14 protein-coding genes and 1 tRNA gene are annotated in these 13,746 nt (G+C 70.2%); 9 read left to right on the forward strand and 6 right to left on the reverse strand.

Translation table 11 applies throughout. The features are described from left to right. The coding region (locus tag E1165_RS23735; RefSeq protein WP_207917019.1) for a cellulose-binding domain-containing protein at positions 1–443 on the reverse strand (443 nt) is incomplete at its 3' end. Between the two features lie 361 nt (positions 444–804). Here E1165_RS23735 and E1165_RS23740 point away from each other — a divergent pair. From E1165_RS23740 to E1165_RS23765, 6 genes are all read left to right on the forward strand, one after another. Next, positions 805–1,197: an SCO5389 family protein gene (locus E1165_RS23740; protein ID WP_132393968.1), complete on the forward strand. Its 393-nt coding sequence runs from the start codon at positions 805–807 to the stop codon at positions 1,195–1,197. Continuing rightward, complete coding sequence (locus E1165_RS23745) at positions 1,187–2,305, forward strand: LLM class flavin-dependent oxidoreductase (protein ID WP_243704955.1); 1,119 nt, start codon at positions 1,187–1,189, stop codon at positions 2,303–2,305. The genes E1165_RS23740 and E1165_RS23745 overlap by 11 nt, the downstream gene beginning before the upstream one ends. A 51-nt stretch (positions 2,306–2,356) precedes the next feature. Beyond that, positions 2,357–3,358 (forward strand): ATP-binding protein, encoded by a 1,002-nt coding sequence (locus E1165_RS23750; RefSeq protein WP_132393969.1) that lies wholly within the window; start codon positions 2,357–2,359, stop codon positions 3,356–3,358. Positions 3,359–3,649: 291 nt separating this feature from the next. Further along, on the forward strand, positions 3,650–4,696 hold the full coding sequence (locus E1165_RS23755; RefSeq protein WP_132393970.1) for a permease: 1,047 nt from the start codon (positions 3,650–3,652) through the stop codon (positions 4,694–4,696). Then, positions 4,693–5,436: a TIGR03943 family protein gene (locus E1165_RS23760; RefSeq protein ID WP_132393971.1), complete on the forward strand. Its 744-nt coding sequence runs from the start codon at positions 4,693–4,695 to the stop codon at positions 5,434–5,436. Before E1165_RS23755 ends, E1165_RS23760 begins: the two co-directional genes overlap by 4 nt. Before the next feature lie 98 nt (positions 5,437–5,534). After that, positions 5,535–5,608 (forward strand) — tRNA-Pro (locus tag E1165_RS23765). 69 nt (positions 5,609–5,677) lie between these two features. Here E1165_RS23765 and xerC read toward each other — a convergent pair. From xerC to E1165_RS23790, 5 genes are all read right to left on the reverse strand, one after another. Continuing rightward, entirely contained in the window at positions 5,678–6,811 is a 1,134-nt protein-coding gene (gene xerC / locus E1165_RS23770) for a tyrosine recombinase XerC (protein ID WP_132393972.1), read from the reverse strand. Next, entirely contained in the window at positions 6,808–7,026 is a 219-nt protein-coding gene (locus E1165_RS23775) for a helix-turn-helix domain-containing protein (protein WP_132393973.1), read from the reverse strand. Before E1165_RS23775 ends, xerC begins: the two co-directional genes overlap by 4 nt. Before the next feature lie 66 nt (positions 7,027–7,092). Further along, a complete protein-coding gene (locus tag E1165_RS23780; RefSeq protein WP_132393974.1) occupies positions 7,093–8,619 on the reverse strand; it encodes a replication initiator in 1,527 nt (508 codons plus the stop codon). Then, positions 8,609–8,899, reverse strand: coding sequence for a hypothetical protein (locus tag E1165_RS23785; RefSeq protein ID WP_132393975.1), 291 nt, complete (start codon positions 8,897–8,899; stop codon positions 8,609–8,611). The genes E1165_RS23780 and E1165_RS23785 overlap by 11 nt, the downstream gene beginning before the upstream one ends. 208 nt (positions 8,900–9,107) lie before the next feature. After that, positions 9,108–9,755: a hypothetical protein gene (locus E1165_RS23790; RefSeq protein WP_132393976.1), complete on the reverse strand. Its 648-nt coding sequence runs from the start codon at positions 9,753–9,755 to the stop codon at positions 9,108–9,110. A gap of 750 nt (positions 9,756–10,505) precedes the next feature. On the opposite strand from E1165_RS23790, the gene E1165_RS30130 reads away from it, so the two are divergent. From E1165_RS30130 to E1165_RS23805, 3 genes are all read left to right on the forward strand, one after another. Further along, entirely contained in the window at positions 10,506–10,865 is a 360-nt protein-coding gene (locus E1165_RS30130; RefSeq protein ID WP_243704956.1) for a hypothetical protein, read from the forward strand. 18 nt (positions 10,866–10,883) lie between these two features. After that, positions 10,884–11,243 carry a tetratricopeptide repeat protein gene (locus E1165_RS23795; protein ID WP_243704957.1) on the forward strand — a complete coding sequence of 120 codons (360 nt, stop codon included), beginning with the start codon at positions 10,884–10,886 and terminating at the stop codon, positions 11,241–11,243. Positions 11,244–11,724: 481 nt separating this feature from the next. Then, entirely contained in the window at positions 11,725–12,117 is a 393-nt protein-coding gene (locus tag E1165_RS23805; protein ID WP_207917020.1) for a hypothetical protein, read from the forward strand. Positions 12,118–13,746: the final 1,629 nt, after the last annotated feature.

The following is a 13,746-nucleotide window of genomic DNA, read 5'->3' on the forward strand; positions in this document are numbered from 1 at the left end:
GTCGGGGTGGGCGGCGGGCTGGCGGTGCCGCCGGTGCAGGTGGTGCCGTTCACCGTGAAGCTGGCCGGCGTCGGGTTGCTCCCGGTCCACGTGCCGTTGAAGCCGAACGAGACGGTCGCTCCGGTGCCGACCGCGCGGTTGTGGGCGGCGTTCGTCGCGGTCACCGCGCTGCCGCTCTGGTCGACGGTGGCGTTCCACGCCTGGGTCACCGTCTGCCCGGCCGGGAAGGTCCAGCGCAGCGTCCAGCCGTCCAGCGGTTCGCCGAGGTTGGTGACGGCGACGTCCGCGCCGAACCCCGTGTTCCACTGGGAGGTCACCTTCCAGGTGACCCGGCAGCCGACCGCGGCCGCCTGGGCGCTCGCGGCGACGAACGCGCCGCCCGCGGCGACGACCGTCGTGGCCAGCAGGGCCACGAGGGCACGGCGGATGGGTACTCGTTTCATACGATCTCCTCCGTGGTGAGATGCCACACGGCGGGGCGCTGACCGCCGTACCCTCGCCCGAGGCGCCATCACGGCGGCCCGGTCCTCGGAGACGAGACAAACCATCCATCGAGATGGTTCGATATATGATCGTAATGAGCCAGTCATCGACATGACAAGTTCAGGATTCCGCGCCATTCCCGGACGCCCCAGCCCGTCGGCCACCCGCCCACCAGACCACCTGAGCGGGCGATCCCGAGGTCGCCGGATCCGTGCGGCGTTTCCGGCAGCCCGGTCGTTGACGACACCCTCTGTCACATGGTCTGCTCACTGCGCACCCTTGGTTGGCAATGGTTGTCGTTTCGATTCGAAGGAGAAGCGCATGTCGCTCACCGTCCCACCCGCCCTGCTGGACGCCGCCGAGGCCGGCCCGGTGGAGGACGCCGAGTTCGTCGCCTGCGTCCGCGACTCCCTGCCGTACGCGTGGCAGTTGGTCAGCGGAGTCGTCGACGACCTGCGGTCGTCCGAGGCGGACTTCGCCGACAACGTCGTCCCGCCGCCCAGCGAGGCGGAACGGGGGCAACTGCTGCGGGCGCTGGCCAGCGACGCCATCCGGGGCGCCCTGGAGCGGCACTTCGCGGTGAAGCTCGCCTTCCAGAACTGCCACCGGGTCGCCGCGTTCCGCCTGTCGGCGGTCGGCTCGGAGGCGTACCAGAAGTTCGTCTCGACCCGCGGCCAGTTGCTCAACCAGTCCCCTGAGTTGCGTGACTGCTGACCTCCCGGCGCCCCGGCGGGCAGGGCGGGGAGTGGAGGCCCACCTGTTCCTGCTCGCCGGGCAGCATCCCGGCGCCAGCCACGCCGAGGCGCTCGCCGACGCCCACGCGTACGCCGTGGCGGCCGAGGCCGCCGGCTGGGCCGGCGTCTGGCTGGCCGAGCACCACTTCGTGTCCTACGGGGTCTGCCCGTCGGCGACCACCTTCGCCGGGTACCTGCTCGGCGCCACCGCCCGGATCACCGTCGGCACGGCGGCGTGCGTCCTGTCCGACCGGCACCCGGTCGCCCTCGCCGAGGAGGCCGTCCTGCTCGACACGCTCTCCGGCGGCCGGTTCCGCCTCGGGGTCGGTCGGGGCGGCCCGTGGGTGGACCTGGAGGTCTTCGGCACCGGCCTGAGCCGCTACACCGACGGGTTCGCCGACGCGCTCGACGTGCTGGGTCGGTGGACCTCCGGCGCGGCGACGGTGGGTGGCAACGCCCGCTTCCCGTTCCGCCCGGTGCCGGTGGTCCCCCGGCCCAGCCGGACACTGCCGGTGTGGGTGGCCGCCACCTCGCCGCCGACCGTGGAACTGGCCGCCCGGCACGGCTTCCCGCTGCTGCTGGGGATGCACGCCGACCTCCCGGAGAAGCTGGCGCTGCTCAACCGGTACGCGCGGGTGGCCGCCGCGCACGGCCACGACCCCGGCCGGGTGCCGCACGCCAGCGCGCACCTGGCGTACGTGGCGGACAGCGACGAGCAGGCCGCCCGGGCGGTCCGGGCCGGGCTGCCCGGGCTGCTCGCCGGCGCCGCGCAACACCAGCGCATCGACGGCTCGTCCGGGCCCGGCCGTGATCCCCTGCGGTACACCGAGCACCTGGTCGGCATCCACCCGGTGGGCTCGCCCGCCCGGTGCCGGGCAGCCGTGGCCCGCGCCGCGGCCCTGCCCGGCGTCCGGCACCTGCTGTTCATGGTCGAGGCCACCGGTGACCGCGCACGGACCCTGCGGACCATCGACCGGTTCGCCGCCGAGGTGCTGGAAGCCGGAACGGGCGTGGCCGACAGCTCCGCCGCGATCCCGACAAACGACACGATGGGGGCTTCCACCGCACCCGGAGGAGCGGCCGGCTAGAGTCACCATCATGGAAACGGTTCCCATTACTGGAGCGCGGGAGCAGGCACGATGAAGATCGCATTCGTCGGCAAGGGCGGCAGCGGCAAGACGACGCTGGCCGCACTCGTCGCCCGCCACCTCGCCGCGGCCGGCCGCCCGCTGCTGGCCGTCGACGCCGACATCAACCAGCACCTGGCCGTCGCCCTCGGCGCGACGGCGGAACAGGCCACCGGGCTGCCCCCACTGGGCGAGGGGCTGCCCCGGATCAAGGAGTACCTGCGCGGCGGGAACCCCCGGATCACCTCGGCGGCGGCCATGGTCAAGACCACCCCGCCCGGAGCCGGTTCCCGCCTGCTGCGGGTAACCGAGGAGAACCCCGTCTGGGCCGCGCACGTACGCGAGGTCGGCGGCGTCCGGCTCGCCGTCACCGGCGCGTTCACCGAGCAGGACCTCGGGGTCGCCTGCTACCACTCCAAGGTGGGAGCGGTCGAGCTGATCCTCAACCACCTCGTCGACCTCCCGGGCGAGTACGTGGTGGTGGACATGACCGCCGGCGCCGACTCCTTCGCCTCCGGCCTGTTCACCCGGTTCGACCGCACCTTCCTGGTCTGCGAGCCGACCCTGCGCAGCGTCGGCGTCTACCGCCAGTACGCCGCCTACGCCCGCGACTACGACGTCGCCCTCTCCGTGATCGGCAACAAGGTCGAGGACGATTCCGACCTGGCCTTCCTGCGTGAGCACGTCGGGGCCGACCTGCTCGGCTGCCTCAGCCGCTCGTCCTATGTGCGGCGGGCCGAGCGCGGCACGGTCGGCCCGCTGGACGAGCTGGAACCGGCCAACCGCGCGGTGCTGGACCGGCTGGTCGGTGAGGTTGACGCCACCGTGCCGGACTGGGCGGCGTTCACCCGGCACGCCCACGAGTTCCACCGGCGCAACGCCGCGGCCTGGGCCAACGAGCGGGCCGGGGAGGACCTGACCGCCCAGATCGACCCGGACTTCCGGATGGGACCGGCGGCCATCCGGTCGACCGCCCCGGCCGCCGGGCGGCCGATCGCCCCCACGCCGGCCTGAGCCCCTGACACGCAGGCGGGCGGGTGCCTCCGGCACGGCCTGCCCGCCCGCCCGTCCGGCCACGACAACAACACCCTGGGCGGCCAGACAATCCCGAGCTGATCCCGCCGCGCCGGCCCGCGCGGCACCGAATTGCCCGCCGTACGCGACGTGCCCTCCCGGCCTCTCGTGGCCGACGACGCCGCTCGATAGACTGTGGCCCCGCCCGGGGTCGCAGCAGGCCCGTCGGCGGGCGTGCCGTGACCACCCGGGTCCGGCCGCCCGGCCCCGTGCGGCGAGAACGGAGAAGAAGTGGTCGCACCCGAGCGCACCGGCACCGCCGATCCCGGCGAGGCACCCACCGCGACCCCACCACCGGCGCCCGCCGAGCCGCCCCGCGCCCGGCTCACCGACCGGATCGGCTCGGTGGAGGTGCTCGCCGCGCTGCTGATCCTGCTCATCGCCCTGCGCGAACCCCTCGCCGGGCTGCTCTCGGCGCCCTCGCTGGCGACCTGGACGACGGTCTTCGTCTCGGTCATGGTGCAGGCAGTGCCGTTCCTGGTCTTCGGGGTACTGCTCTCGGCGGTGATCGCGGTCTTCGTGCCGCGCTCCTTCTGGGCCCGGGCGCTGCCCCGCCATCCCGCCCTCGCCGTGCCGGTGGCCAGCGCCGCCGGGGTGGTGCTGCCCGGCTGCGAGTGCGGGTCGGTGCCGATCGCCGGTTCGCTGATCCGCCGCGGCGTCACCCCGGCCGCCGCGCTGGCGTTCCTGCTCGCCGCCCCGGCGATCAACCCGATCGTGCTCACCGCCACGGCGGTGGCCTTCCCAGCCAACCCGGAGATGGTCCTGGGCCGGGCCGTGGCCAGCCTGATCGTCGCCATGGTCATGGGCTGGCTCTGGCTGCGGTTGGGGCGTACTGACTGGATCCGGCTGCCCCGCCGGCCCGACCTGGACGACGCCCGCCGCGCCGTCGCGTTCTGGTCCGCCGTCCGGCACGACATCGTGCACGCCGGCGGCTTCCTCGTCATCGGGGCGGCCGCCGCCGCCAGCATCAACGTCCTGGTGCCGGAACGCTGGCTGCGGGTCCTCGCCGACGAGCCGGTCCTCGCGGTGCTGGCGTTGGCGGTGCTCGCCGTGCTGCTGTCCATCTGCTCCGAGGCGGACGCCTTCGTCGCCGCCTCGCTGTCGCAGTTCTCGCTCACCGCCCGGCTCGCCTTCCTGGTGGTCGGGCCGATGGTCGACCTCAAGCTGATCTCCATGCAGACCGGGATCTTCGGGCGCGGCTTCGCCGCCCGGTTCGCCCCGGCCACGTTCGTCGTCGCGGTCGTCGTCGCCGCCGTCACCGGGATGGTGTTGCTGTGAACCGACAGGCCCAGGCCTGCGTCCTGCTGCTGCTCGGCGGGGCGGTGCTGCGCGCCAGCCTCTCCGACCTGTACCTGCGCTACGTCAAGGAAGGGCTGCGCCCGTTCCTGATCGCCGCCAGCCTGCTGCTGATCGCCGCTGCCGTGATGACCCTCTGGTATGAGATGCGCCCGGCCCTGCGCCGGAGCACCCCCGCGGCGGACGAGACGCACGACGACCACGACGACCACGGGCACGCCCACCACGAGCCGAGGGTGGCCTGGCTGCTGATCCTGCCCGCGCTCGGCCTGCTGCTGGTCGCCCCACCGGCCCTCGGCGCGTACGCGGCCAACCAGTCCGGCACCTCGCTGTCCACCGGCGGGCTCCCGGAGTACCCTCCGCTACCCGACGGTGACCCGGCCACCATCACCGTGTACGACTACGCGGTCCGCGCCGTGTTCGACAAAGGACAGTCAATCGGCGACCGGCGCGTCCGGGTCACCGGCTTCACCGTCGCCGGCGTGGACAAGCAGCCCATCCTGACCCGGATGCGGCTGTCCTGCTGCGCCGCCGACGGCCTGCCCACCAAGGTCGGGCTGAGCGGCAACACCCCCTCAGGGCTGGCCGACGACACCTGGATCGAGGTGACCGGCCGCTACACCAGCCGGATGGGGCGGGATCCGATCAACGACTTCGAGATCCCGTACCTGGAGGTGGAGAGCTGGCGGCAGGTGCCGGCGCCCCGCGACCCGTACGAGTGACCGGCCCGCGCCCGCGACGCGGTGGGGGCTGTGCGCGCGGACCGAAGATCCTGCGCTAAGCTGTACCGGCTGCCGCGCGGAGCATCACGCGGGAGCATCGGGACGTGGCGCAGCTTGGTAGCGCACTTGACTGGGGGTCAAGGGGTCGTCGGTTCGAATCCGGCCGTCCCGACACTGTTCAGAGGGCATATCCGATCGATGGATATGCCCTCTCGTCGTATCCGGGTGACTAACTGAGTGACTACGCCTCAGCGTCAAAGATCCGGTCCATGACGACCGCACCGCTCAGGAGCACCGGCCGGAGTTGGTGCCGGTAGACGCTCTCGGTGACGCTGGTGCCGGAGTGGCCGCAGAGGTCGGCGATCTGCTCGATGCTGACACCGCTGTCGGACAGCAGGGACACGAAGCTGTGCCGCAGCTCGCGCGGGGTCCAGCCGGGCGGGTCAAGGCCCGCTTTGGCGACGACCGGGCGGAAGGCCCGAAGCACGTTGTGCCGATCGAGGGCCGTGCCGGCGGCGGTGGTGAAAACGAGGCGGGCGGCGGGAGGCTCGCCCTGGCGTTCGTGATGGGTGGTGAGCGCGGTGACGCACCGGGCAGGCAGGGCCAGGGTGCGACGCGACTTCTTGGTCTTGGTGTCACCATCGGCGCGGACCGAGCGCCACACCTGGATAGACGGCGGCACGGGTGGATCGTCGTACGGCTTGCCGGTGAGGTCGACGTGTGCCCAGGTGAGGGCGCGCAGTTCCTCGGTACGAGCGCCGGTCAACAACGTAACCACGATGTAGGCGTGCAGCGAGCTGCCCTCAGCAGCGGTCAGAAGCGCCTTGGCGTGGTCGAGAGTCAGGGACTTGGACGGTCGCCCGACGCGGCCAGTGGGGACGGCACAGAGGGCTACGACATTGCGCTTGACCTTGTCCCGCGCCATGGCCCGATTGACCGCGCGGTTCAGCAAGGAGTGAAGGAGCCGCAGCGTGCGCGTGCTCAGGTGCTGGGACTTGTCCAGTAGCCAGCGGTCGACGTCGGTAGCGCTGAGGTCCCGCAGCTTCCTCGCACCGAGGTCGCTGACGATGTGGGAGCGCACGAGTGTTTCGTAGTTCGCCTTGGTGTTCTCGGACTGTGTGCTAAGGCCGTAGGTCAGCCAGTCGGTGAGAGCGTCGGCCACAGTCTGCCCGTCGTGGACGAGGGCAAGGCCATCTTCGTAGTCGCGGATCTTCTCGCGCAGTTTGGTGCGGGCTTCGGTCTTGGTTTTGCCGCTGCCCTTGCGCACGATGCGCTTGCCGGCGGGGGTGTAGCCGACGGTGACGGTGGCGATCCAGCGTTGCCGGGACTCGTCCCAGTGCAGGCCGCCTTCTCCTCGGGCGCGGCGGGTGGTCATCGGGTGCCTCCTTTCTGGGCTTCTTGTTCGAGCAGGTCGACGTAGGCGGTGATGGCGGCGGCGGGGACGAGGCGGGTGCGGCCCTGCCGGACGGTACGCAGCCGGCCGGCGCGGATTTGTTCGTAGATCACGGACCGGGACAGGCTGAGCAGCCGCATCGCGTCGGGGATGCGGTAGAGCGCCCGTGCGGGGGCGTGGATGGCGGGTGCGGTCAAACGGTGCTCCTTTCACTGGCGGACAGTTGGCTGTCAAGGCTGTCTTGACGTTGGATCGGTGGCCGGTCAGGCGGCGGCGAGTAGTTCGTCTCGGGCGGCTTCGGCTCGCTCTCGGGCCATCGCGGCGGCGGTGTTGGCGAGGAGGGCGTCTCCGGTGGTGCGCCAGCCGGAGGCGACGTAGGACAGCAGGCCGATGATGAGGGTGGTGTCGTCGTTCTGCTGGTCGGGGTATTCGTGGCCGGTTTCGGTGCGTCGCCAGATGATCCGGGCGTCGCGGAGTAGGCGGAAGGTGACGGAGTAGCGGCGGCTTTTGGTGAGGAAGTGGCCGCCGAAGCCGAGCATGTGCGCCCACCTGCGGAGTTGTTGCCAGTCGCGGTGTCCGCCGAGGGTCCAGCAGGCGTCGATGAGGCGTTCGGGGTGGGTGCCGTGTTCGTTGGCGTAGAGGTCGATGGTGTCGCCGTCGAGGCGGCGGGAGACGTGGCCGGTGGCCTCGGTGGACTTGGTGGCGTACTTGGCGAGGTAGCCGGCGACGCGGCTGTCGGTGATGTCGCCGTCGGCGTTGACCGGCCGCACGTCGATGCCCTTGTCGGGGTCGCCCCAGGTGATGCGCCAGCCGGCGGGCCCAACGGGGTGGGGTCGGGTAGTGAACGCGACCGTGGCGGCGGCGTGGGCAATGGCGGCGGCCAGGTCGTCAACACCGAAGGCGGCCGGCGGCGGGATCACGGCGTCGGGGTGGTGCGGGTCGACGCCGTCCAGGCGGACGACAGCGTGGTAGTGGACCACGCCCCGGCGCTGCATCTCGGCGACCTTGCCGAACGAGAGCTTGACCGGCGGCACCCGACGAACCTTCCCGCTGTCGGTGACCTGGACGATCCAGGGCAGGCCGAGAGCGCGGGCGCGGGCGCGGATGTGGCGGGTGATCGCGATGGTGGTGCGGCGCCACAACTCCGGCGCGCAGTGGTTCCACACGACCTGGGCGTGGTGGTCGTAGCAGTCCAGGCACAACGGCGTGCCGAGCGTCGGGGCGTCGTCGGCGTGCAGCTGGTGGCAGCGGATGTCGACGCCGTGCGGGCACAGGTCGGGTTGGCGGCGGGGCCGGCACGGAATCGGCCGACCGGCGCGGTCGGCACGTTGGGTGTGCACGGGGCCGAACGACGGAGCGGTGAACGTGGCGAACACCGCCGGATGCTGCGCCACCGTGGCGGGGACGCCCTTGCCGCCGGCGAGGCCCGCACGGACGAGCTGGTAGGCATCGCGCTGGTAGGTGCGAGCACACGACGGGCAGACCGCGTGGCGGCGGTTGCCGCACGGCTTGTAGATCTCCCCGTCGGGCAGGTCAGCCGTCGACACCGAGGCCAGGAGCCGGCCCGTGGCCCGGTCGATGGTGGCGACCTCACCGGAGAGGCGGATGGGGTGGGAGCAGCCCGCGGCTGCCTTCACATGGTCGAGCCAGTCGAACACCTGGGGGTCGCAGGCACGGGCGAAGGCGGACTCGTCGCGGCCAACGAACGCGCCAACGGCGGTGGTGGGCCGGAGCCCCGGACCAGACGGGTAAGCCTGGTCCGAGACGCCGGTGGTGTAGTCAGCGGCCACGGGTGCGGACCGCCTTGGACGGAAGGTGCTGAACATGGCCGGCGGCGAACGGGTTGGGTCCGTCGAAGATCCGGCCGAGCAGGGACGCCACGTGTGCGGGCAGGTCGGCCCGGTGGTGCTCCCACAGGTAGATGTCACGGATGAGTTGGTAGGTCTTCGGCAGCTCGATCCCGTCGCGAGCGGCGAGGATCTTCATACGGCCGATGAGCTGGACAGGTTCCCAACCCCGGGCAAGCCGGGGTTGACGCCAGATGTAGGCGGCGGGTGCGGTCGTGGTCATGCCGTCACCGCCGGGGTTGCCTCCGTGTCGGCGGTGCAGGAGGGGCAGGGACATTGCTGGTTGAGCGGGTCGGGGCAGCGGTTCGCCGGGCACCACTGGCAGCCCGGACGGCCGCACCAGTAGCAGAGCCGAATCGTGTCGTCCGGCACCGGAAGCGGCAGCACAGTGCCGAGCCGGTCGACAGTGACAAGAGCAGTCGCGGTGGTCATCAGGCCACCGCCTGAGACGTCGACGTGGTCAGGTCGTGTTGCCAGGCAGCGACAGCGCCAGCGGGCGTGTGGGCAGATCGGGTTAGGCCAAGCTGGAAGTGGTGGGCGAGCCACCAGGCGTCGTCGCGGATCTCCCGGTCGGGCAGGAGCCCTTCCCACTTCTGCCACTGGCAGTTGCTGACGGCCTCGTGGACCTGGCGGGCGATCTCCTTGATGACGTGAAGGCCGAGGCGGTTGATCTGGTCGACAACGACCGCCGCGAGTTCGGCGTGGCTGGGGACTTGACGCGAGTTGTAGCGCAGCTTGGAGGAGTAGAAGATGACCTGTAGTTCGCGGTCGTTGAGCGCGTTGAGGTCGATCGGTGCGGGCGTGGCCGCAGGAGTTTGCGGCAAAGCGATGACGGTTGCCGCAGTATCGGCGGGTTGACGGGTGTCCGGTGCGGGGACAGCAGTGGAGGTTTCCGCCAGGATGGCGGACAGGCAGGCCAGCAGAGCAGCCTCATCAAGGACTGCGGGCAGGTTCAGCGCCACATCAGGGGCCAGCGCGTCACGAAGCGTCGCCACAGCAGAACGCAGGCGAGCTTGAGACGACACCGAGGAACGGCCCGAGGCGCGATGAGCAGGATGAACGGTACGCTGGACAGGCATCGTGTGGTCCTTTCGCGAGGTAGACCGATGCACCGGCCTCAGCGGGTGGCAGCCCGCTGGGGCCATCTCTTGACGCGAGAATACCAACTCAGTTGGTAATTGCCTAGACCTCGTTGCTGAGGTCGGCGCGTCAACATCAACGATGACCTTGGTGCGCATACAACGACAGATGTCACTGTGGTGACAGGCAGAAGTCCCCTCCCATGTCCCCACCGAGAAGGGCAATACTGGCGGTATGGCAGAAGGCTTGGATCACACCGACGACCGGCCCGTCTGGGCAGCCAGGGACTCCGCGCCGAGCGCACCGCCCGAGGGTGGTCGCAGGCGGATGCGGTCCGGGCAATGCGGGCGCACTCCAGAGAGCCGCTACCGGCCGATAGCACACTGCTCCGCAACTGGAAGCGCTGGGAGGCTGGCGGGTCAGAGCCGGACAGCTTCTACAAGACGCTCGTCGCGGAGACGTTCGGCACCGTGACCGCCGCATTCTTTCCGCCCCAGACCCCAGACCACCCGAGAGGCAGACGGCGTTCTACTCGCGGGTGCAGGGATGGAGACGCTTGAAATCCTCGCGAGAGTTCGAGCGTCTGACGTTCACCGGCAACCTTGGATGCCTTGCGGATTACCGCCGACCGGCTCTGCTGCGAGTATCCCTACCTACCTTCCGAGCAACTACACGCGGAAGGCCACGCCTGGCTGCGGCGGGTTACCTCTCTGATGGACCGGCGTCTCACATTGGCCCAGCATCGAGAGGTGCTGACGCTCGCGGGCTGGATCGCGCTGCTGGTCGGTTGCGTCGAGTACGACATGGGCCAGCGAAGGGCAGCGGAAGGCACCCGCAAAGCCGCCCTGTCGCTCGGCGAGGAAGCCGGCAATGCCGCCGTAGCCGCATGGGCCTACGAGATGCGCGCCTGGTACGCGCTGACCCAGGGCGACTACCGAGGCGTTATAGCAGCGGCCGAAGCCGGCGAGGCGTCTGCGGCTAGTGACGGCGCGGCGGTGCAGCTCGCCGCGCAGCAGGCGAAGGCATGGGCACGACTCGGCGACCGCCGGCAGGTGGAAGCTGCTCTCGACCGTGGCCGCCGGCTATTGGAGTCCCTGCCCTACCCGTAGGACACCGACCATCACTTCGTGGTCGACCCCGCCAAATTCGACTTTTACGCCATGGACTGCTATCGCATCGCTGGCGAGGACCGGCTTGCCGAGATGTACGCCCGGGAGGTCATCAAGTCATCGACCGACCCGAACGGGCAGGAACGCAAGCCGATGCGGATAGCCGAAGCGCGGGTAACGCTCGGTGTGACAGCCGCCCGCGCAGGTGATGTAGAGGCCGCAATCGCACACGGCCGCCAGGCTTTGCAAGGTGACCGAAAATCCCTGCCGTCCTTGCTGATGTGCTCTCGCGAGCTGACGAGCCTCCTGGCCCAGCGCTATCCGAAGCAGCCGGAGGTCTCGTCGTACCTAGAAGAGGTGCGGACACTCGCCGCGTAGGAAGGTTAGCCAGCTGGCCCCGGTTGACCCGCCCGTCGACCACCGACGCCAGGCCGAGGACGCCCCTGCTGCCACGACCTGATCCGGGCTGGCCGCCACATGTGCGTGCGACCGACGGTCATGTCGGGTGGCGGCATCTGCCCACGCTTCCGGTAGTTCGCGACCGTCGAGACCTGGACACCCAGGTACGCCGCAACGTCCGAGGTGGTCCACCACTCCGCATCGCCAACATCATCCGTGTTATCGCCGGTCACAGTTCCCATTGTCGCCGTGCGTAAGACGACTTGCGCAACACCCTTCCGGCCAGCTGCCGGCCGTTGTGGTACTCCGCATGACGCGTTACGTCGTGGCTTCACTTGAAGCGTGACACCCCGATCCGGCTGGTTGGCTACCCGCCGTGAACGCGGGCGGGCGGAGAGGCCAACGCAGCCGCTTCTGCCGACGAGCGCGTGCCCGTGAGGCATCTGGCACCATGGGCCCCGTGCGGCGAGATTCGACCGGGCCACCGACCTCCATACTGGCGGGCGCCGACGTGGTGCTCGTAGGCCTGTTCTCGGCAAAGGATAAGGAGTTTGGCGGAAAGCTCGATCGGCTGGCGGCTTCGGTGAAGGCACGTGGTGGGCGGGTAGTGAGCCGGCACGTCCAGCGGCGGGGCGTCTCGCACGGCGGTGCGGCCGAGATGACCGAGTCGTTCTCGCGGCGGACGCTGCTTAGCCCCGGCAAAGCGCGTGAAATCGCGCAAGCGTGCCGGGCCGCGAAGGTCGGCGTTGCGGTCTTCGTAAACCCGCTCACGGAACACCAACGAGCTGTCCTCGGCGACATGTTCGGGTGCCGCGTGATCAGCGGCGAGGATCTCCTCACACCCGGTCGGTGAGCGCCCGCACATGCTGACCGCGCCTCTGACGGACCGTCGAATCCCCAGCGTCCGGCCGGGTAGTAACTAGTAACTCTGTGTAGCAGCGGCAGCCACCTGCGGGAACCCGTCACGCGTCAAGTGAAGCCGATGTGTCACGCATCAAGTGGAGCCCGACAGCCGGCTGCCGGCCAGGTGGTGAGAACTTTCTGTACGTCTTCAAGGCGGCCCTGAACGGGCCGCACGCGCCGCCGCCAGGGCGCGCGTCCGTCGCTCCGCTGGCGCTCCGACTCCGGCCACGCAACACGCCCGGCGGCTGGCGCGGAGGGCGGGAAGCCCGGTGGGCCGCCGCATGACGACAGGCCGTTTCCCGGTGGGGTGGTGGGCCGGCAGCCGGCCGGGCCGCGCGGCGAGCACCGCGCGGCGTAGGGAAGCCCACGCCGGCCGCGTCGGCGAGCTGGCGGTGGTCGCGGGGTTGCGGTTACTGCGCCTCCGGCGGGGGCGCTCCGGCTCCAGGATGGCCGGGGGTCCGTCGGCGGCTTGCGGTCCGTGGGTGGTTGCGGTGGGGAGCCATCCCGCCTGCCATCGACCCGGGCGAGCCGAGCAGGCCACCGCCCGACCCGCCAGCGTCCGACCGTGCGTCAAGGCCGTCTTGACATGGCGGGCCGGGCGGCGGCCCGCTCCACAGGAGTGCGGGTCGACGGCAGACGGGATGGCACAGGGGCGAGGGCAGTTGCTTTGTGGCTGGCCGGGTGGAGGCCTAGGCTTCGTCGATGGTCTCCACCATCCAGACGATTGGCGGGATCCTTCTTGTCCTCGCTCTCGTCGCGGTCGTAGCCGTTGGCTTGGCCTCGTCAAGAAAGCGACGAAGGAAGGCAGAGCGAAACAACGAAGACTGCGGTAGCGACTATCCAACCAACGAGGGACCGACGCCAGGCTACTGGGGCGGACCGGGTGACTAACTGGGTGACGACGTATGTGATCGAGGGTGGACGTCCGTGGACCGCAGCGGATCGCTCGGCCAGCTCAGCGCGGCGGCTCAGGCAGCTCAGCCCTTAGCGATCATTCCTTCGGGACGAAGGGGTCAACCTCCGTCAGCGGGTGGCCGGCGGAGGGGCCACCATGGGAGTAAGCATCGGGGAAGGCAAGACGTAGCCTCAGTGCATACGGGGAGCGTCATTCATCCCTGGCGGCACGACGCCGACGGCGTAGCACATCACGCCAACTACCCACAGCAGAATCAGGACCGCGATTCCACTCAACGCCCCCACGCCAGTGCCACGAAGTCTGGTGCGTAGTAGAAGCATTGCCGCCAGGACAGTGACAATCGCTGGCAAGAAACCGACGAACGCCAGGGTGAAAAACCACTCTCCAACGTTGTCGTTTCCTACCGGCCCCCACCCGAGTCTCCACAGCAAAATGGCGTGGGGAAGCACAGCAACAAGTGCCCCGCTGGCACGCGATACCCACTCGGAGCGCAACAGGGGGATCTCCACGGTGCTTCAAACTACGGTACGCGGCTAAGAGGGCGTTTCGCATGTCTGTCAGTCGGGTGTGTTGAAGATGCGCCGTTGTTGGCGGGTGGCGGGTCCACCTCGGGTGAGGCGGGCGAGCATGCCGGCGATGGCGGCCCAGCGGATCATGGCTTCC

This window comes from Micromonospora sp. KC723 (assembly GCF_004348595.1).
GTDB lineage: Bacteria > Actinomycetota > Actinomycetes > Mycobacteriales > Micromonosporaceae > Micromonospora.

What these genes read in the sequence shown, in the direction of transcription:
- E1165_RS23785 (WP_132393975.1), bottom strand. Translation starts at nt 8,899, where the DNA reads ATGACCACGACCGCACCCGCCGCCTACATCTGGCGTCAACCCCGGCTT.
- E1165_RS23750 (WP_132393969.1), top strand. Translation starts at nt 2,357, where the DNA reads ATGAAGATCGCATTCGTCGGCAAGGGCGGCAGCGGCAAGACGACGCTG.
- E1165_RS23790 (WP_132393976.1), bottom strand. Translation starts at nt 9,755, where the DNA reads ATGCCTGTCCAGCGTACCGTTCATCCTGCTCATCGCGCCTCGGGCCGT.
- xerC (WP_132393972.1), bottom strand. Translation starts at nt 6,811, where the DNA reads ATGACCACCCGCCGCGCCCGAGGAGAAGGCGGCCTGCACTGGGACGAG.
- E1165_RS23740 (WP_132393968.1), top strand. Translation starts at nt 805, where the DNA reads ATGTCGCTCACCGTCCCACCCGCCCTGCTGGACGCCGCCGAGGCCGGC.